Here is a 24,804-nt window from a genome sequence, read left to right as displayed (position 1 = left end):
ACAGCTGGGAATAAGTATTCATTTAAAAGTGAGAAGGTGTTTATAGAGCCACGGGTTGGAGTAAAGCTAAGTATTAAACGCGGATGGATTGAAGTAATTTGCGGGGCCATGTTCTCGGGGAAAACCGAGGAACTGATTCGCCGGCTGAATAGAGCCACCATTGCCCGGCAACGCGTGGAAATTTTTAAACCGGTGGTGGATACCCGTTATCATCGGGAGAATGTAGTCTCGCATAATGCCACCACCATTCGGTCTACGCCGGTGCAGTTTGCCCACGATATGTTGCTGCTCGGCAGCAGCTGCGACGTGGTAGGCATCGATGAGGCGCAGTTTTTCGACGAAGGTTTGATTGAAGTATGCGACAACCTGGCCAATCGGGGTATCCGGGTAATTGCGGCCGGCTTAGATATGGATTATTTAGGTAAACCTTTTGGCCCGATGCCCGCTTTAATGGCCATAGCCGAATACGTTACCAAAGTGCACGCGGTATGCGTTTGCTGCGGCGATATTGCCTCGTATTCTTTCCGGGTGGCGGCTTCCAAAGAAAAAATACTACTCGGTGAAACCGACGCCTACGAAGCCCGTTGCCGCAATTGTTTCCTGGAAGGCATGCAGCAGCAGGGTTTGCTGTTGTAAAAAGTAAAAATTTTAAAAAAGAAAGTTAGCGGCTACTAAATAGCCCTGAATAGGTTTAAATAGCTGTTGGTAATTATTAGGTTTAAAAACGTATGTGGGTAAAATATAACCCGAATTGGTTGGTTACTTTGTTAGAAGAACAACTACCCGAAAAACCCGAAATTATAGAAGCGGCCGGGCAATGCACCCGGGGCGTGTGGGAGAAAAAAGATTATATCTATTTCGTGAACACGAAAAATCCGGATTTACCCGGCTCGGAGTGGCAGTTTAAAGAAAATTTGATTTTGGAAGATGCCGATCGCGGTATGTTTGTGCTGGATATTTTAAAAGATGGCCGGATTGGCGGAATTCAGTTTATTTCTCCGGGAGATTAAGGCCTCATACTATTTATCTGATTTAAATTTATACCAAGTGCCAGAAGCTTTTAGCGCATGATCAATCAGGGAGGTAAATATTTTGTCTGGATCGTGCTAAGTTTGCTTTTTTGCCAAAATGCTGGGGCGCAGCAAAGTACCTTAGAAATTGGGCAATGGCAGGTGCACGTGCCTTATAACCGCGCCAAGGCCATTGCCGAAGCAGATGGAGTTATCTACTGCGCCACCGAAGACGGCTTTTTTTCTTTCGATCCCGCATTTAATGAATTAAAAACCCTTTCCAAATCCGATGGCTTTCATGACATCAATATTAGTACCCTGGCCTACGAACCCAGCACCCAAACCCTGGTAATCGCCTACGAAGATGCCCACCTGGATTTAATACGTAACGGTGAGATACTCCCCATTACCGATATTGCCCGTAAACCCATCACCGGCGAAAAAATTATTCATCAAATTGCTTTTCGAGATAAGTTCGCTTATCTGGCCAGCACTTTTGGTGTGGTAGTATTGGATTTGCAAAAACTGGAAATTAAAGAAACCTACAGCAACCTGGGGCCGGCTGGGCAAATTTTAAACGTGTACGCTAGTACTACTCTCAACGACAGCATTTATTTAGCGACGTCTAATGGCCTAATGGGAGCGGCTTTAACAGGCACCAATCTCTTGAACTACCAAAGCTGGCGTATTTTTAAAACAGATGCTGGACTACCCGAAACATTCACCAGTAAAACCATTGCTACCTTTGCCGGTAGCATTTACGCGGGCCTTAACCAAGATAAAATTTTAAAATTTAGTGGCAAAAAATGGCTGCCCACGGCAGCTAGCCTTACTGGAACGGAAGCTTTTCAGTTAAACGCCAGTGCCGATCATTTGCTTATTTCTACTTCGGTTAATGTGCTCTTACTGGATGCGGCTAATAACGTGCAAATGTATGACGATCCGTTGCTGGCGCAACCCCGGGCTGCCCTGCAAAGTACCGGTCAAACCTATTGGTTTGCCGATTTTAGCCGCGGCTTAATTCAGTTGCAAAATAATACGTATACGGCCCACGTACCGGCGGGTCCGTTCTCGAATCAGGCCTTTAGCGTGTATTCCGATAATACATCCACTTTTGTATTAGAAGGCGGTTATAACCAATCGTACGAACAACGGGGCGCCAAAGCCGGCTTTTACGAGTACACCAACGGCCAATGGACCAACTATACCGCCTGGGTGCAAACCGATCCGAATCAATTTCCGACCCTTACGGATTTAACCCGAGCTGTGCGCAATCCTGTAAATAACAAATTATACCTGGGCTCTTACGGCGGCGGCTTAGTGGAATGGAGCGGTTTGGGAAATTTTAAAATTTACAACCCCACGAACAGTCCTTTACTTAGCTCGCTTAATACCAACAATAACTTTACCCGCGTGCCGGATGTAGCCGTCGATGCTTCGGGAAATACTTGGGTTATTAACCGGCACCAGTTTCCGAACTTACCGGGTTTGCACGTACTAAAACCCGATAACACCTGGCAATCTTTTTCTTTTCCGGGGTTTGCCGATGGCAGCAACCTGGAGCGGATTGTTATTGATGATAATAACTTTAAATGGCTGGCTTTGAGTAAAAACGGCACGAGTGTAAAAGGCTTGCTGGTATTCGACGAAACCACGAACAATTTTAAACACCTGACTCCCGGCAATGTTAACTTACCCGGTCTGGACGTATACACTCTGGCCAGGGACCGCAACAATGCCATCTGGGTGGGAACCAATAACGGAATCGCTGGTTTTTATGATCCGGCGCAAGCTTTTAGCAGTGATTTTGTAGCCACATTACCCATTATAAACGGCCGGCCAGCCCTGGAAGGCCAAATTGTGCGGGCAATTGCCGTAGATGGCGGAAACCGCAAATGGGTAGGTACCGATGCCGGCTTGTGGCTGTTTAATGAAGAAGCCGATAAGTTGCTGGCTAACTTTAACACACAAAATAGCCCTTTGCTATCCGACAAAATCCAGGATATCAGCATTAATCACAAAACCGGAGAAGTATTTGTTGCTACCGATGCGGGTTTGGTAAGTTACCGGGGCAGCGCTACCGTTACAGCAGGTAAGCCAGATTGTGCTTCGGTTTTCCCGAATCCGGTGCGACCCGAGTACGATGGCGTGGTAGGTATTTCGGGATTGCCCAACAATGCGCACGTTAAAATAACCGATAGTGCTGGCCGTCTGGTTTACGAAACCAAAGCCGCGGGCGGTACCGTGGCCTGGAATACCCGCAACGTGGCGGGTAAACGCGTAAAATCCGGGATATACATCGTGTTTAGCTCTACGCCCGACGGCAGCCAAAGCTGCGTAAGTAAAATAGCCGTGATAGATTGAGTTACAGGTTACAGGTTACAAGTTACAAATTTGAAAATTGAAAGATTATTATTTCGCTTGGTTCCTACCCCAACATTTATTTAAATTTTAAATAATAATAGAGTGTTAAGTATAGTAATAATGAAGACGCGATTCATTACAATTAAGCTGAGTTTAGCTAAAAGCTGTATCAGCAGGTTGGTTTGGTAAAATCCTTCTGGGTTACTACACGTTTAACTTATAACTTTAAACTTATAACTCTAAACTCCCAAACGGTGCTGGTAAAAACCCGTGGTATTGTTCTGAATTTTATAAAATTTCGGGAAACCTCTATTATTGCGCGAGTATATACCGAACAATTGGGTTTGCAAACCTACATTGTGAACAGTGTCCGGAAGAAAGGACCTGGTGCCCGGATTGCTTTGTTCCAACCTTTTACTTTGCTGGATATGGTGGTATATACTTCCCCCAAAGGAGGTATTACCCGCATCTCGGAGTATAAGTGCAGTTATCCGTTTGCCAGCATTCCGTTCAATACTTTTAAAAGCAGTATGGTTTTGTTTTTATCGGAAATGCTGGCCCACACCATTCAGGAAGAAGAAGAAAATCCCCCTTTGTTTAACTTTTTATACGATTCAATTATCTACTTCGATCGGCAGGAGCAAAGTTTTGGTAATTTTCATTTATTCTTTTTGTTGCAGTTATCACATTATTTAGGTTTTGGCCCAACATCAGGAGCCGATATCACGTCGCAGGTAGCTTTTTCGGCGGGTGCCGCTACTCAAAGCCGGGGCTCAGTGCTGCACTTCCAAATGTTTGAAGCCTACTTCGATGCCTTAATGCAGAGCTCCGAGGAGGTGTTTATGAACAGCAAAGTCCGGAAAGAGTTGCTGTTGATTTTAATCCGCTACTACCAGCTACACGTAGAAAAACTCGGCGAAATCAAATCCTTGCAAGTACTCTCCGAAGTACTTTCGGATTAAATTAACTGCTGCTACGGAAAACCAGGATAAAACCGCTGGATTACTTTTAATCGATAAAGCTCTTCTGATACAACAAATTTTAAAAGAACACGCTACCTTCTGCAAGATAGCGCGCTTTCAAATCATAAGAAGTTATTCGTTACTTTACATCTAATATCGTCAGCTCATAAACTAGCACGGTTCCGGCAGGCACATAACCATAATTCGAGCGGCCATAACCTAAATGCGAAGGAATAATAAGGGTAGACTTTTCCAGATTATTCATTAAAACAATTCCTTCATTCATTCCCTTCAGTACAGGAGTGCCGTTAGAAGCCACATTTCCGCCTACCGTAAAAGTAAGGGGTACTCCCGTATCGTAAGACGATTCAAATTTCTGACCATTTAAAAACCGGCCGATGTAATGCATCGTAACGGAATTGCCCAGCTGTATTTTAGCACCGGTACCAACTTGCTGAGGCAAATAATATAAACCAGTAGTAGATTTGGTAAAATTTGTGATTTTATTACCGGTTAAGTATTCCTGAATGAACAGGTCGTCTTGCTCCCGTTGTCTTTTTTCGTATTCTTCGTAAGGATCTTTACTTTTACAACCCGCCAGGCTGAGTAATACAAGTAAAACAAACACCGGACTAGGCCAGGCAAATTTAAAGGTCTGGAGCATACAATCAGATTATTTTACTTGCAGTAACTCAATATCAAAAATCAGGTTTGTGTTTGGTGGAATAGTATTGCCACTTCCTTGTGCTCCGTAAGCCAGGCCAGACGATAAAAAGAATTTAGATTTTTCTCCCACCCGCATCAGCGAAACACCTTGTTGAAAACCAGTAAGAATGTTGGTGTTTGGACTCAGTAAAAAAGTTAATGGCTGAATAACTTTTTGACCAGTACTTGGATCTGTACGAGCTTTGCGGGAGGTATCCAAGGTGTCGCCTTTAAAATTAGTTAAAGTGTAATGGGTAACTACCGTTTTATTGATTTCGGCTTTGTCGCCGGTACCGGGCGTTTGCACCGCATAGTATAACCCTTGGTAAGGAGTACGTTGCACATTAGGGATGCCTTTACTAGCCACATAGCTCTGAATTAAAACTGTATCAATGCCTAATTGGCGTTTATACGCTTCTTCCTGGCGACGGGCTTCGTCTTCCAGTTCATTATTGTTGTTACAACTGTAAAAAGCGGTAACACTTAAAAAGATAAAAATAGTCGTTAGTAAACGATTACTAGTAAAGGTGGTGAAGGTGTTTTTAAGGTTCATAAATGTAATAAGGTTTTGTTAAAAATAGGATTTAATTCCCCGGTCTTTTAGCAGGATTTAAGCTAAATCCAAAACGGCCGTGTAATTTGTTTATTGCGGCAACCTATTCTGAATTTAACTTATCTCAGGTTTTAACTGTTTCGGGATCAGTATCTTACACTATCCTATTAGAACAAACAATTATTTAACGTCTACTAGTTCAACGTCGAAACGCAGCACCGAGTTAGCCGGAATTTTGCCTTGTGCTTGCGGACCGTAAGCCATAGTAGAGGGAACGAGTAAAGTACCTTTAGCGCCTTTATTTAATAAGGCAATACCCTCGTCCCAGCCCCGGATTACTTGTTGCTGGCCTAAAGTAAATTCAAAAGGTTTGCCACCTAACTGCGGGTTATCGCTGGTATCAAATACGGTTCCATCTAATAAAGTGCCTTTGTATTTAACGGCTACTGTTTGGCCGGCTTTAGCCGGAGCTCCGGAACCCGGTTGGGTTACAACATAATATAAGCCCGAAGCAGTCTTTTGGGCTTGTAAGCCTTCTTTTTTAACGTAATCCTGGATAACTTTTTCATCTTTTTTGTTTTGCTTCTCCATGAATTCCATCATCATTTTCTGCTGATCCATCATGGCCTCTTGCTGCGATTGTACTTTTTGCGCCAGCACATGGAAGGTTAACTGCGAGCCTTTTTTAATAAACGGCGGCATAGGTTGTTGGAAGGTTTTGGCGAACAACGAATCGGCACTAATCCGGAAAACGGCGCTATCACCCGGTCTGACCAACGAGAAAGCATCTTCTAAACCACCTTTAAAAGTAGATTTCATAATTGGGATCTGCACCGGGAAGCCGTTTTTGCGGGTATCAAACAATATAGTGTCTTTACCTGCTTTCGTCTGAGTAAAATACTTCATTTCCATGGTAAGTACCTGGCCTTCTTTTGGTTTACCCACCGTGTCGGTTTTAGCAGGAGCCGTTTTAGGTTCAAATTTCCCGGATTTATCTTTTGCAAATAACTTATATTCAACGCCATTATCAGCTTTCTTAAAATCTACAGATTTTTTATTACAGGCCTGTAGCAAGCAAAAACCGGCAATTACCGGTACGAAAAAGTTTACTTTTTTTAACATTTTAAATTTAGGTTTACGAATTAATTATCTTTTAATAGTTGGTCTTGATACTCCGGTAAAATTTGCAGAAAACGGGATAAAGTAGCGGCAAGTGGTTCAAACGCAATACCCCCGGCCGCATTGCGGTGGCCGCCTCCTTGAAAATGTTTGCGGGCAAAATCATTTACCGAAAAATTGCCTACCGAACGGAAGGACATTTTAACGGCGTTGACCCGATCGATGATTAAAGCCGCAAAAACCACTCCCTCAATCGACAACGCAAAATTTACGAGACCTTCGGTATCACCGGTTTTAGAATCGTATTTTTTTAATTCTTCGGCAGTAATGGCAATGTAGGCCGTTCGGAATTCGCGGAGTACCGTTAATTTATCTTTTAACACGTAACCCAGAAAACGGAGGCGGGTTTCGGTGTGGCTATCGTAAATAAGCCGGTGAATGTTGGAAGTATTAACGCCCACCTGCAATAATTCCGCAATAATTAAATGCACATTACGCGAAGTACTCGGGTGCCGGAACGATCCGGTATCGGTCATGATGCCGGCGTATAAACATTCGCCAATGTGCACATCAATTAAGGCTTGATCACCTAAATCCCGGATCAGCTCAAAAACGATCTCGGCCGTAGCGGCGGCTCGGGTATCAGAGAAAATTAATTGGGCGAAGTCTTCGGGGTCCAGGTGATGATCGACGAGTACTTTCGTAGCGGATGCTTCCTGCACGTAAGGCCCCATTTCGTTAATTCGGCTTAAAGACGAGAAATCGAGGCAAAATATAACTTCGGCTTGATTTATTAATTTTTTAACCAGTTCGTCGTTTGTAGCTGTATCGTAGGTTATTACATCGTTGTTGCCGTTCATCCAATTTAAAAAGTCCGGATAATCGGAGGGTGTAACTACTGTAACTACATGGCCTTTCTTTTTCAAGTATCCGGCTAAACCCAGCGAAGAACCTAATGCATCGGCATCGGGTTTATGGTGAGTGGTGATCAGAATCTCTTTTGGTTCCTGAAGCAGATCCTTCAGAGCAGTAATTTGTTGCATTCTTAGCTTAAAAGCTCCTTTTTAAAAATTTAGGTGCAAGACACAAAATTCGGTATAAAATAATTCAAAACAAAAAAATTATTCCAGCAGTCTCCTGCATACTTAATTAACGTTTAAACTAACTAATTATTAGCTTTATTTAGCAGAACTCTGCTAATTTTGCGCCGGCTTCTTGGGTTACAAGTGGGTTTAAAGTTGAAAGGTTAAAAGGTTGGAAAGTTGTTTTACCTGCTACGTTGAAAAAATTTAAAACAATACAACAATCTAAAAATTCCGCTATTAACACTAATAACATGTGCTCTGTTGGCTTTCGTCTAAGAGCTATTTTGACTATCGATTAAAAACAAAATTATATACATGGCTACTAACCAAACTTTTACAATGATTAAGCCCGATGCGGTGCAGGATAACCACATTGGCGGTATTACCCAAATGATGGAAGCGGACGGCTTCCGGATTGTATCTTTGAAAAAAACACGCTTAACGCCGGAGCGAGCCGGCGAATTTTATGCCGTGCATAAAGAACGTCCGTTTTATAATGACTTGGTAAAATACATGAGTTCCGGCCCTATTGTGGCTATGATTTTGGAGAAAGAAAATGCCGTAGCGGATTTCCGGAAGTTAATTGGCGCTACCAACCCCGCTAACGCCGAAGAAGGCACTATCCGGAAAAAATTCGCTAAATCAATGGAAGCCAATGCCGTTCATGGTTCTGACTCCGATGAAAATGCCCAGATTGAAGGTGACTTTTTCTTTGACATCGACGAGCGTTTCTAGATCGCATATTTAGGCGGATTTTTTATCCAGAAGAATATCATAAAGAATGTAGAAAATTTAAAAAAAGAGGCCAATCTTAATCTGTTGGCCTCTTTTTTTAGATTTTCTCGACTATTAGAATTCTAATCTGTGTAATCCGGGATCTATTTGGCTGATAGTTCTGGTTCCAGTTCTGGTTTTACCTGCGCACCAAATACCCGGGCTACCCAGCGAGGCAAGAAAATAGAACCAAAAATTAAATACAAGTAATAGGTGGCAATGCGGTAAAGCAATACAATTACAGTAGTAAAGCTGCCCAACCATTTCCCAAAAAATGTAGGGAAAGCAATTTCGGCAAAGCCGGCACCACCCGGCGTAATGGCCACTAGCAGCACCACCTTGTAAATAAGGTTTCGCGAAAAAATCAGCATGTGGTCTTGGAAGCCGATATTGGTAAAAGCCGCAATTAAGCAATTGATTACGTAGTAACGGGCTGTCCAGACGAAAATAGTAGATAAACAAGCCCGGCTCCAGTAGCCAAAAGAATAACCTTTTAATTGCCGCGAAGCCCATACTAATTCCGTACCGTGTTTATAAGCAGCAGCTCGCCATTTTTTTAAAAAACCAACCGAGGTAACCCGCAGAAACAAACGTTTTACTGCTTTCGGGTTCCGGAACAAGGCATACCACATTAAGGAAGCATAAAAAGCAATCAGCACATAACTAATGGTAAAGGCAACTTCTAAGCCGGCTTTTAATGATTCGGGCAAGGCTTCTACATCCGGAAAAACTTCGCCTTGGGTAAATAATAACACCAAGGGCACCGCTATTAAAAAAAATAGATTGTCGAGCATGGCCGTTACCATGACATAGGCCAGCGATTTACCCAAAGGGATACCTTCTTTGTTAATGATAAAGGCTGCTACCGTAGAACCCCCGGCAACTGACGGTAGCACGCAAGAAGCAAACTCCCACAGCATTATCACATCCAGACTTTTGCGCCAGGTTAGTACTTTCTCGGTGATATGCCGGATCCGGTAAATGTAGCCCGCATCGCGCACCACCAGCACCACCATGGTCATTACTAACCAGAAAGGTTTGGCATTTTTTAAATGTTGTAAATTGGCCAGATTATTATTCCGGTAAAACATGTAGCCGATTACCGTCAAGCCAATAAATACTGGTATTAAAATTCGTTTCGTCGAAAAGTTTTCCAGTAATTTTTTTCTATTCAAATCCATCAATAGCTACCCGTAAAGATTCATCGAATTCTTTAATCCGGAAATTGTTAAAGCCTTCGTCGATAATAACGCTGATTACTTGCAGTTGCAGCATATCCAGTATGGCCAGAAAATTAAAAATAATGCCAATTTTATCCGGAAATGCTGTCATTAGCTCGGTGAAAGAAATAGAACCAACGGTTTGTAATTTAGTTTGAATAAAATGCCGCTGCTGCTCAATCGTATAAGGGTACGTATAAACGGTATGTTTCGGTCGGTTTTGTTCTTCTTCGTAACGATTAATTACTTTTTCAAAAACCCGCATCAGCTTATACAAGCTTAAATCCTGCAATTCGTAGTCGAGTTTACTTTTTTTGGCAATTAGTTGTAGTTCATCATCTATATTACCGCGAGTCTCCTGTAACAGGCGCCGGTCTTCCATATCCGATAGATCGGTAATAACGGCTTTATATCTTTTGTATTCGAGCAGGTGCTGTACCAACTCTTTGCGCGGGTCAATCTCGTTGCCGTGTTCGTCTTTTTCGGTGCGGGGCAGCAACATTTTAGCTTTGATACGCATGAGCGTTGCTGCCGTTAAAATAAACTCGCTGGCTACATCCATGTTTAACTGTTCCAGACGTGTGATGTAAGTCATAAAATCATTCGTGATTTTATAGATCGGAATATCATGAATATCCAGTTCGTCGCGCTCAATAAAAAATAGCAGCAGATCAAAAGGCCCCTCAAAAAGCGATAATTTTATCTCGAAACTCACTCCTTTGTACGAATTAGCTGGTTTTAAATTAGTTGCAAAATTAGGTAAAATATGCAGCAATAAGTAACGGTGCCATTAATGATTTGTGAAGGAACAGTTACGTTATTAAAAACCATTAATTTACGGCCAGCATAGATAAAATTTAAAAAAAGAAGCCTGCTGAAGGAGCAGGCTTTCTTTTTATTGATTAAAAATTTAAAATTATAAGGTTCGTTTTACTTCGCGTTCTTCGTAAGCTTCAATAATATCGCCTTGTTCAATATCATTAAAGTTTTTGATACTGATACCGCACTCGTAACCTTGTCTTACTTCTGCTACATCGTCTTTAAATCGTTTCAAGGCAAGTATTTCACCGGAGAATACTACAATACCATCGCGTACTAACCGTACCCGGCTGTTACGGGTAATGGTACCATCAGTAACCATACAACCCGCAATAGTACCTACTTTGGTAATCCGGAATACTTCCCGCACCTCTACGTTCGCCATAACCACTTCTTGCATGGTTGGGGCCAACATACCTTCCATCGCATCTTTCAGTTCATTAATGGCATTGTAAATAATAGAGTAAAGCCGAATATCAATTTGTTCCTGCTCCGCCAGTTTGCGGGCATTAGCCGATGGCCGTACCTGGAAACCAATAATAATAGCATCAGAAGCTGAAGCGAGTAACACATCGGATTCAGAAATCTGACCAACGCCTTTATTTAAAATATTAACCTGAACTTCGTTGGTAGATAATTTTAGTAAAGAGTCGGAAAGCGCTTCTACCGAACCATCCACGTCACCTTTTACAATTACGTTCAGTTCTTTAAACGAACCAATGGCCAAACGACGGCCAATCTCATCCAGGGTAATGTGTTTCTTGGTACGTAGGCTTTGCTCACGTTGCAATTGCTGGCGGCTGGAAGCAATTTCGCGAGCTTCGCGTTCCGTATCGTACACTACAAACTTATCACCGGCCTGCGGCGCTCCATCTAAACCAAGCACCTGTACTGGCGTTGACGGACCGGCCACCTTCATTTTCTTACCCCGGTGATCGGTCATGGCGCGTACCCGACCAAAGTGTGAACCAGCCAACATCACATCGCCCACGTGCAAGGAACCGGTTTGTACCAGAACCGTAGTTACATAACCCCGTCCTTTATCCAGGGAAGCTTCTATAATGGCTCCAACTGCATTCCGGTCCGGATTGGCTTTTAATTCTAGTAATTCTGCTTCCAGTAAAACTTTTTCCAATAAATCCGGAATACCTACTCCTGATTTAGCCGAGATCTCCTGGCACTGGTATTTACCACCCCAGTCTTCCACGAGTACATTAATCGCCGCTAGTTGCTCCCGAATGCGTTCCGGGTTAGCAGATGGCTTATCGATCTTATTAATCGCAATGACAATAGGCACGCCTGCCGCTTGCGCGTGATTGAGCGCCTCCTTCGTTTGTGGCATCACATCATCATCGGCCGCCACTACAATAATTACAACGTCGGTTATTTTAGCACCCCGAGCCCGCATCGCTGTAAACGCTTCGTGCCCAGGCGTATCTAAAAAGGTAATGCGTTTGCCCGTATCGGTTAGTACGTCGTAAGCACCAATGTGCTGGGTAATACCGCCAGCCTCACCAGCCGTTACCTTAGAACTCCGGATGTAATCGAGTAAGGACGTTTTACCATGATCCACGTGACCCATGATCGTAACAATAGGCGCCCGATCGGCTAAAGCATCGGCATCCTCTTCTTCTTCCACCACTACTTCTTCGTCTTCGGCCGATAAGAACTCTACATCGTAGCCAAACTCATCCGAGATAATGGTAATCGCTTCGGCATCTAAGCGCTGGTTAATAGAAACGAACATGCCTAAAGCCATACAAACTTTGATAACATCATTCACCGACACGTTCATCAAAGAGGCTAAATCATTAGCCGAGATAAATTCGGTTAATTTTAAAATTTTAGCATCTGATTGTTCTTGTTGTCTTCTTTCTTCAGTGGCATCGGCAATGGCCGAACGTTTTTCGCGGCGATATTTAGCCCGGTTCGTTTGCGTATTTTTATTACCGCTTAAACGAGCTAAAGTAGCTTTAATTTGATCCTGGATCTGCTTATCCGAAACTTCTGGCTTGGGTCCACCAGCCATAGGTGGCCGATTGTTTTGACCAGCTCCTGGTCCGCCAGGCCGATTATTAGGTCGGTTATTATTACCAGGTTGGTTCGACCGAGGCTGACTAAAATCTTTACGTTCGCCTCTGGTTACTACCGGACGATCTGAAGTATCCGGCGCAGCAGCATTATTTTGAACAATAATCCGCTTCCGTTTTTTCTTATTGTTAGAGTTGTTGTTATTAGCATTACCACCACCCGCATTAGCCGGAGCGGGTTGGTTTTGGTTACCTGCTACTGGTACATTGGCCGGTCTATTTCTGGTTTCCGGAACCGGTTTACCGCCTTTTTTACGGGGAAAATCTTTCGGTAATTCTATTTTACCCAGAACTGTTAAACCTTTTAATGGATCTGCCTTACCCGGAATAATCACTTCCGGCTCATCTGCGTCAGCATCCGTTAATTCTCGAGCCTCTGGTGCAACAGAATTGTTTGCAGGGGTAACCTCCGGCACTTCATTAACTACAGGGGCTGGTACTGGAGCAGAAGGTGTAGCAGCTACAAGCGGTTCAGGCTCAGGTTGTTTTTCCGGAGGCTGCACCTCTTCTGCTAAATTATCGACTATCGCTGTAACTGGTTCTGGCAAAGTTGTAGGCTGAGGCGCTACTACTTCTGGTTCCGGAACAATAATGGGTTCTGGCTGCCGTTCTTCCGCTACCGGAGTGGGTGATTCTGGAGTAGTAACTTCAGGGTTTTCTTCTTTTGCAGCCTGTATTAAAGGTTCTTCCGTAAAACTTTCGGGTTCCTGCGGAACGTCTACTGGCTTAGTAACTGATATTCTGGGGGCATTTAAATCTATTTTGCCCACAACCTTAATACCTGGTAACTTAACACCAGTTTCAACGGAAGGTTGTTCTGTAACTGTATTTGTTTGAGAAACCACGGGAGAAACTGGAGCTGGCTTTGGTATATTATTAGTTTCGGATGGAATATTAACAATTTCGGGTTTTTTTGGCTGAACGGGTACTTCGGGCAAGACAGCAGCAGCTGGTTTTTTGCCAATATTCAGTTTTTCAGCCTCAATTTTGGCCTGAACCGACGATTCAAATGCGCTCATTAGCACCTCGAATTGCTTGGAGGTAATCTTGGAAGTAGGTTTGTTTTCGATATCAAAACCTTTTGCCGCCAGAAAATCTACCACCGTAGACGTACTGATGTTTAAGGTTGTTGCTACCTGTTTTAGCCGCATCGTTTTTTCTTCTGCCATGCTTGGAATATGCTGTCTTTTTTAATAATTATTGGTAATCGGTTGAATCGCCGTAATTTGCGCGCTAAATTAGGTTAAATTAAGCGTTTCTGTTATCAAATTTTGCGTAATCAAAAAATATTAGGTAACTGTCATTAAATAATGTAACAATGAAACAGCTATTGTTCGTTCCTCTTCCAGTGAGCCAAGTTTAAATACTAGCCGTTGCTATCCGTATCAAACTCCTGACGGATAACGGCTAGTAAATCATCAACGGTTTCTTCTTCCAGCTCGGTCCGGCGAATTAAATCTTCACGTGTTACCGCCAGTACACTTTTCGCGGTATCTAAACCAATCCGCTTGAGTTCATCAATTACCCAAGCTTCAATTTCGTCGGAGAATTCGTCGAGTGAAATATCTTCTTCGTATTCTTCTTGCTCCCGGAAAACATCAATTTCCAGGCCTACTAAGCGACTAGCTAATTTAATATTCTGACCGCCTTTTCCTATTGCTAACGAAACCTGATCGGGCTTGAGGAACACCGAAGCCCGTCCTTCTTCTTCGTTAATCCGGATACTGCTAATTTTAGCCGGACTTAACGAACGTTGAATGTATAGCTCAACGTTATCGGTATAGTTGATAACGTCGATGTTTTCATTTTCCAGTTCCCGTACAATGGAATGAATACGGGAGCCTTTCATACCCACGCAAGCTCCAACCGGGTCAATGCGGTCATCATAAGATTCTACGGCCACTTTAGCTCGCTCACCGGGTTCGCGCACAATATTTTTAATGGATATTAAACCATCGTAAATTTCCGGTACTTCGTTCTCGAATAAACGTTCTAAAAAAGCCGGTGCCGTGCGCGATAAAATAATTTTAGGGGTTCCGTTGTGTATTTCTACGCGATGCACTACGGCTCGTACTACATCGCCTTTGCGATACCGGTCTTTTGGTATTTGCTCGGACTTCGGAATAATTAATTCGTTATCGTCCTGGTCCACGAGCATTACTTCGCGGTTCCATACCTGGTATACTTCGCCCGAAATAATTTCACCCACCAGATCTTTGTATTTCTGGTACATTAAATCTTTCTCCAGATCTTTTACCCGCTGGATTAAAGTTTGCCGAGCCGTTAATACAGCCCGCCGGCCAAAATCTTCTAGTTTTATTTCTTCCGAAACTTCTTCGCCTACTTCAAAATCCGGTTCAATTTTTTGGGCATCGGATAAAGCAATTTTGTCGTGATCCCAAATATCTTCGGAATTATCGTCCACAATTTCGCGGTTACGCCAAATTTCTAAATCGCCTTTTTCTACGTTCAGGATAATGTCAAAATTTTCATCCGTGCCCCATCTTTTACGAATCATGGTCCGGAATACATCTTCCAGAATCCGCATCATGGTGGGACGATCGATATGTTTAAGATTGGCGAACTCCGCAAATGATTCTATCAGGACTGAACTGTTCATTTTTCTTTTTATTTAAAAGATATTACAATATTCGTCTTCGCTATGTCAGTAAAGTTTACCTGAGCCGGGGCTAAGGTAACTTTCTTGCTTTTTTCTTTTGTTTCTTCGGTTATGGTTATGCCCTCGGGGGTAACTTCGTCCAGAGTACCAATTTTCTCCGAACCATCTTTTAAAACCAGTTTCAGTTTACGGCCAATGTGACGTTTATATTGCCGGTTAGACGTTAAGGGCTGATCGGCACCCGGTGAGGTTACTTCCAGTACATAACTTACTTCTTCACCGAAAGCAGCCTCTATGCGATTAGCCAACCGCCGGCTAACCAAGGCGCATTCATCTATGCCAATGCCGTTATCACCATCCAGTATTACCGTAACTTTAGGCTTAGCCGGATTATCTGACACCTGTACTTTCACTACGAATAAATCATCCGTAGGCAAGCAACTGGGTATCATTGTTCTTATATTTTCGGCAGTCAGGCTCATTAATTCTGGTTTCTAACAAACAAAATAGGGGACGCCTGTCCCCCTGATCATCTAATTAATTGCACAAATGTACGAAAAAATTATGTTGCAAACAACTTAGCTGGTTTTTTCATTTAATATTTTACCAATAAATAGTTTGATAATAATTTTTTAAAGAGAAAAAAAGAAACGTAAATACTGGTTATGCTTTCATCTATAATATTTATTTACTGATTTCCGGAGGTTAAAACCTGATTTTATTAAGATGGGTATTACCGACATTAAGGCTTAATTCGTAAGTTTGTTATTGTAGATTTACTAAAGCGTGCGTAGAAAATTTTCGGTTACAGTTTATTATCTTATCGTGATATGGTTACTACTGGCAATCGTAACAATGCGTATTCCATCTTACTACTTCTGGCCGACCGGCTTTTTTCTTTTTACAACGCCCATTCCGTTATTGCTTAATTTTTTTTTCCTGTTCAGCTGGGGTTGGCAGCGATCCTGGCGGGTTATAGCTCCCATACTGGTAATAGTATTTACCTGGACTTATTACGAACGTGGTTTTACATTTCATTATAATGAAAGTACCCGGGACGCTGTCGCCAAAAACTTACCCGGAGAAACCAATTTAGATGTATTAAGCTATAATGTGCGGATTTTTAACACGTATGCTCACTTGCACGACAAAGAATATACTAACTCCCGGAACATGATTAAATGGGTAGCCGAAAACCCCGCGGATGTGTTTTGTTTGCAAGAGTTTTACAACGAGCCGCATTCATCGATTTACAACTCGGTACGGAAAATTGTAAAAAAATACGATAAGCATTATTTTATATCTAATACTTTAATTAACCGCGCTAATGGCCAGTTTGGAATGGCCATTATTTCCAAGTATCCGATTCTCAATAAAGGCACCATTAAGTTCGAAAAGCTCACGCAGAACCACGCCATGTTCGCCGATTTAAAAATTAAAAGCGATACCGTGCGCGTGTATAATTTCCATTTGCAATCAATGAGTATTGAGGAGCAGGATATTATTAAAACGTACCAAGAACAGAATATTTTTGGGAAAGATTTACAAAACTTGGTCCGGCGGTTAAAAAATGGTTTTATAAAACGGAGTTACCAGGTAAACACCCTCTACGACCATTTAAAAGAATCGCCTTACCCGGTAATTGTATGCGGCGATTTAAACGATGTGCCCTATAGTTATACCTACCAAAAGCTGAACCGCAAATTAAATAACGCTCATACCGCCGCCGGTTGGGGAATCGGCAGCACGTATAACGGCATTTTACCGCTTCTCCGAATTGATAATCAATTTTTTAGCCCAAGTTTAGAGGTGAGCAACTTTACCGTGCACCGCGATGTAACTTTCTCCGATCATTTCCCGCTAACAGCCACTTATAAAATTAGTCGATAGACGATAGTCCGTGGTCAACCGTCCACAGGTGATAGTTTATCGTGCGCGCTGACTTTTTAAAAATAATTGAGTAATTCAACTTTGTAGACTATGGACTGTCGTTTATGGACTATTAACTAAATCTACTACCTTTGCGCCCATGCAACCGTTAGCTCTTTATAATACCCTTACCCGTAAAAAAGAAGTATTTGAACCCTTGCACGCGCCTTTTGTGGGCATGTACGTGTGCGGACCAACCGTTTACGGCGAGGCGCATTTAGGTCATAGCCGAGCCGCCATTACTTTTGATATCTTATTCCGGTACTTAATGCACATTGGCTACAAAGTGCGCTACGTGCGGAACATTACCGATGTGGGCCACCTGGTAAACGACGCCGACGAAGGAGAAGATAAAATTGCCAAGCAGGCCCGTTTGGCGCAATTAGAGCCCATGGAAGTGGTGCAGCATTACACCATTCGTTACCACCAGGATATGCAGCAACTCAATGTGTTATCGCCGAGCATTGAGCCCCGCGCCTCCGGCCACATGATCGAGCAGATTGCCCTAATTGAGGAAATTATAGCTAACGGCTTGGCTTATGAGGTAAACGGATCGGTGTATTTTGATGTGCCGGCTTATAACCAGCACCAGCGTTATGGGAAATTGTCGGGCCGGATTGTGGAAGATTTACTGGCTAATACCCGCGGCCTGGATGGGCAGCAGGAAAAACGCTCCCCGCTGGATTTTGCTTTGTGGAAAAAGGCTTCCGAGAGCCATATTATGCGTTGGCCATCACCGTGGAGCGAGGGTTTTCCGGGTTGGCATTTAGAGTGCTCGGCCATGAGCCGCAAGTATTTAGGGCCAGAGTTTGATATCCACGGAGGCGGTTTGGACTTGATGTTCCCGCACCACGAATGCGAAATTGCCCAAAGCCAGGCTAGCAATCATACCGATGCCGCCAAGTATTGGGTGCATAACAACCTGATTACCATTAACGGCCAGAAAATGGGGAAATCGCTGGGTAATTTTATTACGCTTCGCGAGTTGTTTTCGGGCGAGCACGATTTGCTGCAAACCGCTTACAGCCCCATGACGATCCGGTTTTTTGTGTTACAGGCCCATTACCGCAGCACTTTAGATTTTTCGAACGAAGCGTTACTGGCGGCGCGTAAAGGTTATTTAAAGTTAATGAACGGCTTAAAAGTACTGGATAAAATTAACTACCCTTCGGATGCTGAAGAAACCGGTGCCCAAGACCTGGAAATGGAGAAATTGCTCGCTGATTGCTACCGCAGTTTAAACGACGACTTGAATACCGCGAAAGCCATTGCTTCTTTGTTCAACGTTTTAAAGAAGATCAACAGCCTGTACATGGGGCAGGTACCGGTAACCAGTTTAAGCAGCAGCATGTTCCAAAATTTAAAAAATACCTATCGTACTCTGGTAACCGAAGTTTTAGGCTTAACCGAAGAACGTCCGGACAACCTGGATCAGATGCTGGCTTTGCTGCTGAAGTTCTACAAAGACGCCAAAGACGTGAAAGATTACGCGAAAGTAGACGAAATCCGGGCTGAGTTTAAGAAATTGGGTATCGTAATTAAAGACATGAAAACCGGTATTGATTGGGCTTACGAAGAGTAATTAAGGCTTATACCTTTACAACCTGAAAAGATAAATATCAGGACTTTAGCAAATAGCACATAAAGTCGTTTGTGAAGACACAAACGATGGTAGCAAAAATAAACCCCAGCTAATTCTAGAATTAGCTGGGGTTTATTTTTAATTCTCAAAGCCAAGAATTTTAAATTCTGGAGCAGTTTTACGTCGTTTTATAAAGAAAAATTTAAAAAATTACTCCGGTACGTATTCCAAAAAGCTACCGGTGCCCGATACTTCTAATCGTACTTGCGCCCCGCAAATTAAAGCTAAATTGTGGGGTTCGTGGCCCGTGGGAAAATCGTAACAAACAGGGTAGGAGTAGGCGGCTGTGTGTTCCTGAATAATTTCGTAAGCGGTTTTACCAAACGGAACGGGGTTGTCGCGCATATCGGTCATGTGGCCCACGATTAAACCGGTTAAACAGGATAATTTGCCGCTGCGTTTTAATTGCACCAACATGCGGTCGAGGTTGTACAGGTACTCGTCAATTTCTTCTACAAACAAGATTTTGCCAGTATAATCTATATCCGAAGCCGTGCCGATAATAGTATTGAGTAAACTAATATTACCCCCGAATAATATGCCTTGAGCTGCGCCCAGCCGGTTAAAGGCATGCGCCGAAGTTTGGTAGGTAATGGGCTCGCCAAATAAAACCTTTCTTAAACTTTCAATGGCTGCTTCGCTACCAGAACGGCTAAAAAGCGAGGGCATAATGCTGTGAATACCAGCGTAACCCATTCCTAATACATGGCAGAGCAAAGCGGTAATATCGCTAAAGCCAATGAGCCATTTGGGCGATTTTTTAAATTTTTCAAAATTTAGCTGGTCCAGCAGGCGGGTAGTGCCGTAGCCACCCCGGGCCGAAATGATGGCTTTTATTTCGGGATTATCCAGCATGGTTTGCAGGTCGCGCAAGCGCAATGCATCGTTGCCGGCAAACTGGTGAAAATCGCCGGCTAAGCTCTCGCCAATTACCACTTCTAAACCCCAGGAAGTAAGAATATCTACCGCCGATTGAATTTCAACTAAAGTGATTTTGCGGGCTAAGGCACAAATGGCAATTTTATCGCCGGGTTGCAGGCGCGGAGGAAAAATCATGCGGAGAGATTAACCGTAGTTTTAATAATAAATAAACAAAAAAGGTTGAGCCGTATTATGGGCACAACCTTTTATATGAAGATAGCTAACTTAAATTAATTCGAATTCTTCGGTGGCGGTTTCGCGTACGCTGGCCGGAGTAGCGGCGCTGGCCTGAAAGTTACCAGTACTCACCAGAAAAGCATCAAATTCGCGGATTTCCTGAATGTGCTGCAACAAATGGTCGAGACGCACATAACCAATCACATATTTGAAATTCTGGGCAATAAACTTCTCCGAAATGCTTTCGAACTGCAGTTTTTTTAATAATTCTTTGTTCGAGTAACGCAAATAAACTTCTACTTCAATGTTGTTCGTAGAATTTACTTCGATGTGTTGCAGGTGTTTTTTGTACTCGTATTTATACCCGTAAGTCAGTGCTGAAATATCAGATAAAACCGCTGAGCCGGTAGGGTAACCGCCCGCACCTTTCCCCGAGAAAAATTGCTTTTCGGAAAAAGCGGCTTCTACAATTACGCCGTTGTACTCATTATCTACGTTGTAAAGCGGGTGGGTGCGGCTTATAAATTGCGGCATTACAAACAAGGTAACCGTTGCTTCGTCTACTTTACTTACGTGCGGTACCAGTTTAATTTTATAATCTTTTTCGCGGGCGTACTGAATGTCGTATTTCGATAAATTTTGGATGCCCACGTTAAAAATGGTGTCCGGATTTAAAAATAAGCCAAAAGCATGCGCCGCAATAATGATCAGTTTATATTTCGGATCGAAGCCACCTACATCGAGGGTAGGGTCGGTTTCGGCAAAACCTAAATCCTGGGCTTGTTTCAGAGCCAGATCGTAATCCAGGTTTTCATTAAAAATCTTCGACAAAATGTAGTTCGAAGAGCCGTTAAAAATGCCGCTAACGGCGTATAGCAATTCATTGTCGTAGTATTCTTCCAAGGTCCGGATAATGGGAATAGAACCGCAGCAAGAGGCTTCGTACAATAAAGATACCTGGTGTTCGTGTTGTAACTCTACCAACTCTTCTAAGTGTTGGGCTACCATTTTCTTGTTGGCCGTTACCACGTTTTTACCTTGTTTTAAAGCCGTAGCTACAATCTCAAAAGCTTCGTCGGCATTGTCAATCAGCTCTACAATCAGATCAATTTCCGGATTATTCAGTACTTCGTCTTTTTCGAAAGTGAAGTAAGAGGCCGGTAGTTTGCGTTTTTTGTTACGGTCTTTCACGCAAATTTTTTCGATGCTGGCTTTAATGCCCCGGCTATTAGCCAGTACATCATATAGACCCTGGCCTACGCAGCCAAATCCGAATAAGCCTATTTTTTGAATTTTTGTCATTATTAATTAAGTAATATGTACTAAGTTGTAAGTAGTAAGTACACAACTTGGTATAATGGAATTGGTTAAATAATTTCTAAGGGATTTCTATGCAGTACATATCGACTGAATCCAAAGTAATATAACTTCCGCAGTAAGAAAACCTACCTGACGGTTGAATATTGTTAGCCACAGTCGTTTTTAAGAGCACGACATTCATTATGCTTCAATAACTATTTTATTGAAATATCTCAAGCCTTATCAGTTTGACTTTTGACAATTTCATCATGTAAAGTGTTTACTAAAGTCAAAAGAGCTTTAAGTTCAGTGAATTTAGTTTCTAAATTTTCAAAAGTAAAGCTGTTATCTATCAACTTACCATTGTCCATTACAATAAAATTTAGTTTTTTATTTCCATTGTCGATACTTATGCGTTTGTGCGCAAAACTATTTCTTAAATCTGTGAATTTTCTAAGTTCATTTATGCCGTCCTTATACTTCTTACTATACAAATCAAAGTACTTTTGATTGAGAATCTTATGTAGTAATGAAAGCTTAGGCTCAAGCATCAATTTTGGGTTCACGAACTCTATTAAGTTTAACTTCAATTCATTATCGCCTGTTAATATGGTGGCAATAGTATCACCTAAAAGGAATTCTATGTCAATGAATAAAGACATGAACGCACCACGAAAATAAAATTCTTCTTTTACTATTTGTGAAATCATTTTATCTAATTTTAATTGTGGAGTAATCGGTACAGCTAAAAACGTTTCGATTAATTGCGTTAATTTTTCGGTTTCAATTAGAAAACCGTCGTGGCCGTAAAAAGAGTCAATTTCGTGGTAAACGGCACCGGGTATGTGCTCGGTTAAATATTGCTGCTCTTGCGGTGGAAACAACAAATCGGAGCTAATACCAATTACTAAAGTTTTGGCCTTTATTTGCTGCAAAGCTTGCTCAATGCTGGGCTGATTGCGCCCCACGTTGTGCGAATCCATGGTTTTGCTGAGCGATACGTAAGAATAGGCGTTAAAGCGATTCACCAGTTTATCGCCCTGGTAATTCTGGTAGGAGCTGGCTTTAAAATTATCGGTTTTGTTTAAATCGGTTTCGCATTGCGTTCGCCCGTAGGTATGGTAGGTGCGGTAACTGAGTAGAGCCACGGCCCGAGCGGCTTTTAAACCTTTGCGACCTCCTTCTGGCACGTTTAAATTATAGGTTTCATCGGCCCGGATGGCCATGCGTTGGGCTTCGTTAAAAGCAATGCCCCACGGCGAATGGCTGGCATTGGTAGCCACAATGAGTAAATTCTCAATCAGGTCAGGATATTGAATAGACCACTCCAGCGCTTGTTGGCCGCCCAGCGAACCACCGATCAAGCTGTAAATTTTAAAAATTCCTAAATGCTGCCGCAGAATTTCGTGCGCCGCCACCATGTCGCGAATAGAAATGTCCGGAAAAAGCTGGAAGTAAGCCGCGCCGGTAGCGATATTTTCGGCGAGCGGACCGGTGGTGCCGTAACAAGAACCTAAAATATTGGCGCAAACAATAAAATAGTCGTCGGGATTAAATAAACAACCCGACCCGAATAAACCTTTCCACCAGTCAAATACATCGGCGTTGGCCGTAAGCGCATGGCACACCCAAATAACATTATTTTTTTCGGGATTATAGGTCCCGTAAGTATGATAGGTAATCTGAAGTTGGGGTAAGGTTTTCCCGCATTCCAGTAAAAAAGGCTGCGGGTAATGTAAAATTTCCTGACTCATGCGCTGCATTATTTCCGCAAAGATATAAAAACCAAATTTATAGCCGGAGAATTCGCGCTACCCGCCGGAGTAAACCGCTGGGTGAAACAACAACCACACTGGTTTTTGCCGACGCCAAGCCCGGATATTCTCTGATTTTTACTTCTTTTCACGGATAATTATAGATTGTAATAGGTTGCAAGTTACAGGTTGCAAGTTATTGATAGATAATAGTTTATAAACTTACAACTTGTAACTTGCAACTTGCAATCAATATTTAAACAGATTCAATTATTTTGTCGGTAACTTCCGACGCCGGACCATCCGCATCAGTAAGATCCGAACTGCCGGAACCTCCGCCTGTGTTTATTTGGGCAAAAGCTTGTTCAAAGTCGGCTTTAATATCATCGATGTGCTCGATGCCTACCGATACCCGCAGAGACGTAGCCGAAACTCCCGCTGCTTTTTGCTCTTCTTCCGATAATTGCTGGTGCGTAGTAGCCGATGGTTGAATAATAAGCGTTTTCGCATCGCCCACGTTGGCCAAATGGCTGGTGAGCTTTAAGTTGTCAATAAATTTAGTAGCGCTTTCTTTGCTGCCTTTAATGTTAAACGAAAGTACGCCACCGAAGCCTTTTTTTAAATATTTAGTAGCTAACTGGTGATACGGGCTGCTCGGTAAGCCGGGGTAATTCACGCTTTCTACCTGCGGATGTTGCTCCAGCCATTGGGCTAGTTCCAGGGCATTTTGTACGTGGCGCTCTACGCGTAACGATAAAGTTTCCAGACCTTGTAATAATAGAAATGAGTTAAACGGGCTGATAGCCGGACCAAAATCCCGTAAGCCTTCTACCCGCGCCCGGATAATAAATTGAATATTGCCAAAGGGGCCAGTAGGCCCAAAAACATCGCCAAATACTAAGCCGTGGTAGCCTTCGGCAGGCTCCGAGAATTGCGGATACTTGCCGTTGTTAAAGTTATATTTACCACCGTCTATAATTACGCCGCCAATGCTGGTGCCGTGGCCGCCAATCCATTTAGTAGCTGATTCCACCACAATGTGCGCGCCGTGTTCTAACGGCCGAAACAAATAACCACCCGCGCCAAAAGTATTATCTACAATTAACGGCAATTCATGCTTTTCGGCAATATCCGCAATCGCTTCAAAATCCGGAATGTTAAAACCCGGGTTGCCAATGGTTTCGAGGTAAAGCGCTTTGGTTTTATCGTCAATTAATTTCTCAAAGCTTTCCGGACTATCGCCATCGGCAAAGCGTACTTCAATGCCAATCCGTTTAAAAGCAACCTTAAATTGATTGTAAGTGCCACCGTACAAAAAAGGCGAACTCACAAAATTGTCGCCGGCCTGCATGATATTGTTAAGCGCAATAAACTGTGAGGCCTGACCGGAACCTACCGCCAGAGCGGCAACTCCACCCTCTAAAGCTGCGATGCGTTTTTCAAACACATCGGTGGTGGGGTTCATAATGCGGGTATAAATGTTGCCGAACTCCTTCAGAGCAAATAAGTTAGCCCCGTGTTCGGCGTTATTAAAAACGTAGGAGGTAGTTTGATACAAAGGTACCGCCCGGGCACCGGTAGCCGGATCTGGTTCCTGACCCGCGTGCAATTGCAAGGTTTCAAATTTTAAATTTTGCGCAGACATATGGTTGATGGTTAAAAGTAAAATATAAGAAAATACAATGCTTGTTTGTAAAAGTTTAAAGAGCCAAGCGGGCTATAAAGAAGAAAAATTTAAAAAAACTTAACGGCAACAATAAC

The 24,804-nt window shown here is 42.8% G+C and carries 20 protein-coding genes; 7 read left to right on the top strand and 13 right to left on the bottom strand.

What is annotated here, in order from left to right:
* Window positions 1-36: 36 nt before the first annotated feature.
* The 4 genes from AHMF7616_RS18935 (at window position 37) to recO (ending at window position 4,336) form a co-directional block, all read left to right on the top strand.
* Window positions 37-636, top strand: a complete 600-nt coding sequence (locus AHMF7616_RS18935) for a thymidine kinase (RefSeq protein ID WP_115374304.1) — start codon at window positions 37-39, stop codon at window positions 634-636.
* 92 nt (window positions 637-728) lie between these two features.
* On the top strand, window positions 729-1,010 hold the full coding sequence (locus tag AHMF7616_RS18930; protein WP_115374303.1) for a hypothetical protein: 282 nt from the start codon (window positions 729-731) through the stop codon (window positions 1,008-1,010).
* A 57-nt stretch (window positions 1,011-1,067) separates the two neighbouring features.
* Entirely contained in the window at window positions 1,068-3,374 is a 2,307-nt protein-coding gene (gene porZ, locus AHMF7616_RS18925) for a type IX secretion system anionic LPS delivery protein PorZ (protein WP_115374302.1), read from the top strand.
* Window positions 3,375-3,628: 254 nt separating this feature from the next.
* Entirely contained in the window at window positions 3,629-4,336 is a 708-nt protein-coding gene (recO, locus tag AHMF7616_RS18920; RefSeq protein ID WP_115375693.1) for a DNA repair protein RecO, read from the top strand.
* A 139-nt stretch (window positions 4,337-4,475) separates the two neighbouring features.
* On the opposite strand, the gene AHMF7616_RS18915 is transcribed toward recO, so the two are convergent.
* The 4 genes from AHMF7616_RS18915 to AHMF7616_RS18900 all read right to left on the bottom strand — a co-directional run bounded on the left by AHMF7616_RS18915 (window position 4,476) and on the right by AHMF7616_RS18900 (window position 7,756).
* Window positions 4,476-5,000 carry an FKBP-type peptidyl-prolyl cis-trans isomerase gene (locus AHMF7616_RS18915; RefSeq protein ID WP_115374301.1) on the bottom strand — a complete coding sequence of 175 codons (525 nt, stop codon included), beginning with the start codon at window positions 4,998-5,000 and terminating at the stop codon, window positions 4,476-4,478.
* A 9-nt stretch (window positions 5,001-5,009) separates the two neighbouring features.
* Window positions 5,010-5,594, bottom strand: a complete 585-nt coding sequence (locus AHMF7616_RS18910) for an FKBP-type peptidyl-prolyl cis-trans isomerase (protein WP_115374300.1) — start codon at window positions 5,592-5,594, stop codon at window positions 5,010-5,012.
* Window positions 5,595-5,774: 180 nt separating this feature from the next.
* A complete protein-coding gene (locus AHMF7616_RS18905; RefSeq protein ID WP_115374299.1) occupies window positions 5,775-6,716 on the bottom strand; it encodes an FKBP-type peptidyl-prolyl cis-trans isomerase in 942 nt (313 codons plus the stop codon).
* 20 nt (window positions 6,717-6,736) lie between these two features.
* Window positions 6,737-7,756: a DHH family phosphoesterase gene (locus AHMF7616_RS18900; RefSeq protein WP_115374298.1), complete on the bottom strand. Its 1,020-nt coding sequence runs from the start codon at window positions 7,754-7,756 to the stop codon at window positions 6,737-6,739.
* 357 nt (window positions 7,757-8,113) lie between these two features.
* Between AHMF7616_RS18900 and AHMF7616_RS18895 the strand changes: the two genes are divergently transcribed.
* Window positions 8,114-8,533: a nucleoside-diphosphate kinase gene (locus tag AHMF7616_RS18895; protein WP_115374297.1), complete on the top strand. Its 420-nt coding sequence runs from the start codon at window positions 8,114-8,116 to the stop codon at window positions 8,531-8,533.
* A gap of 143 nt (window positions 8,534-8,676) precedes the next feature.
* Here AHMF7616_RS18895 and AHMF7616_RS18890 read toward each other — a convergent pair whose 3' ends face one another.
* The 5 genes from AHMF7616_RS18890 to AHMF7616_RS18870 form a co-directional block, all read right to left on the bottom strand.
* Window positions 8,677-9,753, bottom strand: a complete 1,077-nt coding sequence (locus AHMF7616_RS18890) for a lysylphosphatidylglycerol synthase transmembrane domain-containing protein (RefSeq protein WP_115374296.1) — start codon at window positions 9,751-9,753, stop codon at window positions 8,677-8,679.
* Window positions 9,740-10,507, bottom strand: a complete 768-nt coding sequence (locus AHMF7616_RS18885) for a segregation and condensation protein A (protein WP_115375692.1) — start codon at window positions 10,505-10,507, stop codon at window positions 9,740-9,742. Before AHMF7616_RS18885 ends, AHMF7616_RS18890 begins: the two co-directional genes overlap by 14 nt.
* A 201-nt stretch (window positions 10,508-10,708) precedes the next feature.
* Window positions 10,709-13,870 carry a translation initiation factor IF-2 gene (gene infB / locus AHMF7616_RS18880; protein WP_115374295.1) on the bottom strand — a complete coding sequence of 1,054 codons (3,162 nt, stop codon included), beginning with the start codon at window positions 13,868-13,870 and terminating at the stop codon, window positions 10,709-10,711.
* A gap of 197 nt (window positions 13,871-14,067) precedes the next feature.
* Entirely contained in the window at window positions 14,068-15,321 is a 1,254-nt protein-coding gene (gene nusA, locus AHMF7616_RS18875) for a transcription termination factor NusA (RefSeq protein WP_115374294.1), read from the bottom strand.
* An 8-nt stretch (window positions 15,322-15,329) separates the two neighbouring features.
* Complete coding sequence (locus tag AHMF7616_RS18870; RefSeq protein ID WP_115374293.1) at window positions 15,330-15,773, bottom strand: ribosome maturation factor RimP; 444 nt, start codon at window positions 15,771-15,773, stop codon at window positions 15,330-15,332.
* Window positions 15,774-16,176: 403 nt separating this feature from the next.
* On the opposite strand from AHMF7616_RS18870, the gene AHMF7616_RS18865 reads away from it, so the two are divergent.
* The gene (locus AHMF7616_RS18865) at window positions 16,177-17,211 is read left to right on the top strand and encodes an endonuclease/exonuclease/phosphatase family protein (RefSeq protein WP_115374292.1); all 1,035 of its coding nucleotides are present in this window, start codon (window positions 16,177-16,179) and stop codon (window positions 17,209-17,211) included.
* A gap of 139 nt (window positions 17,212-17,350) precedes the next feature.
* The gene (gene cysS / locus AHMF7616_RS18860) at window positions 17,351-18,832 is read left to right on the top strand and encodes a cysteine--tRNA ligase (RefSeq protein ID WP_115374291.1); all 1,482 of its coding nucleotides are present in this window, start codon (window positions 17,351-17,353) and stop codon (window positions 18,830-18,832) included.
* Window positions 18,833-19,042: 210 nt separating this feature from the next.
* On the opposite strand, the gene AHMF7616_RS18855 is transcribed toward cysS, so the two are convergent.
* The 4 genes from AHMF7616_RS18855 to AHMF7616_RS18840 form a co-directional block, all read right to left on the bottom strand.
* Window positions 19,043-19,948 (bottom strand): S66 peptidase family protein, encoded by a 906-nt coding sequence (locus AHMF7616_RS18855; protein ID WP_115374290.1) that lies wholly within the window; start codon window positions 19,946-19,948, stop codon window positions 19,043-19,045.
* 90 nt (window positions 19,949-20,038) lie between these two features.
* A complete protein-coding gene (locus AHMF7616_RS18850; protein ID WP_115374289.1) occupies window positions 20,039-21,292 on the bottom strand; it encodes a homoserine dehydrogenase in 1,254 nt (417 codons plus the stop codon).
* Window positions 21,293-21,522: 230 nt separating this feature from the next.
* Entirely contained in the window at window positions 21,523-23,043 is a 1,521-nt protein-coding gene (locus AHMF7616_RS18845; RefSeq protein ID WP_115375691.1) for an alpha/beta fold hydrolase, read from the bottom strand.
* A 256-nt stretch (window positions 23,044-23,299) separates the two neighbouring features.
* Entirely contained in the window at window positions 23,300-24,688 is a 1,389-nt protein-coding gene (locus AHMF7616_RS18840; RefSeq protein ID WP_115374288.1) for an O-acetylhomoserine aminocarboxypropyltransferase/cysteine synthase family protein, read from the bottom strand.
* Window positions 24,689-24,804: the final 116 nt, after the last annotated feature.

This window comes from Adhaeribacter pallidiroseus, assembly GCF_003340495.1.
Taxonomy (GTDB): Bacteria; Bacteroidota; Bacteroidia; order Cytophagales; family Hymenobacteraceae; genus Adhaeribacter; species Adhaeribacter pallidiroseus.
The sequence above is the reverse complement of the archived record's forward strand: the minus strand, read 5'-3'. Positions and strand labels throughout refer to the sequence as shown.

What these genes read in the sequence shown, in the direction of transcription:
- AHMF7616_RS18900 (WP_115374298.1), bottom strand. Translation starts at nt 7,756, where the DNA reads ATGCAACAAATTACTGCTCTGAAGGATCTGCTTCAGGAACCAAAAGAG.
- AHMF7616_RS18930 (WP_115374303.1), top strand. Translation starts at nt 729, where the DNA reads ATGTGGGTAAAATATAACCCGAATTGGTTGGTTACTTTGTTAGAAGAA.
- AHMF7616_RS18865 (WP_115374292.1), top strand. Translation starts at nt 16,177, where the DNA reads ATGCGTATTCCATCTTACTACTTCTGGCCGACCGGCTTTTTTCTTTTT.
- AHMF7616_RS18905 (WP_115374299.1), bottom strand. Translation starts at nt 6,716, where the DNA reads ATGTTAAAAAAAGTAAACTTTTTCGTACCGGTAATTGCCGGTTTTTGC.
- cysS (WP_115374291.1), top strand. Translation starts at nt 17,351, where the DNA reads ATGCAACCGTTAGCTCTTTATAATACCCTTACCCGTAAAAAAGAAGTA.
- nusA (WP_115374294.1), bottom strand. Translation starts at nt 15,321, where the DNA reads ATGAACAGTTCAGTCCTGATAGAATCATTTGCGGAGTTCGCCAATCTT.
- AHMF7616_RS18855 (WP_115374290.1), bottom strand. Translation starts at nt 19,948, where the DNA reads ATGATTTTTCCTCCGCGCCTGCAACCCGGCGATAAAATTGCCATTTGT.
- AHMF7616_RS18910 (WP_115374300.1), bottom strand. Translation starts at nt 5,594, where the DNA reads ATGAACCTTAAAAACACCTTCACCACCTTTACTAGTAATCGTTTACTA.
- AHMF7616_RS18850 (WP_115374289.1), bottom strand. Translation starts at nt 21,292, where the DNA reads ATGACAAAAATTCAAAAAATAGGCTTATTCGGATTTGGCTGCGTAGGC.
- AHMF7616_RS18895 (WP_115374297.1), top strand. Translation starts at nt 8,114, where the DNA reads ATGGCTACTAACCAAACTTTTACAATGATTAAGCCCGATGCGGTGCAG.
- porZ (WP_115374302.1), top strand. Translation starts at nt 1,068, where the DNA reads ATGATCAATCAGGGAGGTAAATATTTTGTCTGGATCGTGCTAAGTTTG.
- AHMF7616_RS18845 (WP_115375691.1), bottom strand. Translation starts at nt 23,043, where the DNA reads ATGAGTCAGGAAATTTTACATTACCCGCAGCCTTTTTTACTGGAATGC.
- AHMF7616_RS18840 (WP_115374288.1), bottom strand. Translation starts at nt 24,688, where the DNA reads ATGTCTGCGCAAAATTTAAAATTTGAAACCTTGCAATTGCACGCGGGT.
- AHMF7616_RS18915 (WP_115374301.1), bottom strand. Translation starts at nt 5,000, where the DNA reads ATGCTCCAGACCTTTAAATTTGCCTGGCCTAGTCCGGTGTTTGTTTTA.
- AHMF7616_RS18870 (WP_115374293.1), bottom strand. Translation starts at nt 15,773, where the DNA reads ATGATACCCAGTTGCTTGCCTACGGATGATTTATTCGTAGTGAAAGTA.
- infB (WP_115374295.1), bottom strand. Translation starts at nt 13,870, where the DNA reads ATGGCAGAAGAAAAAACGATGCGGCTAAAACAGGTAGCAACAACCTTA.
- AHMF7616_RS18890 (WP_115374296.1), bottom strand. Translation starts at nt 9,753, where the DNA reads ATGGATTTGAATAGAAAAAAATTACTGGAAAACTTTTCGACGAAACGA.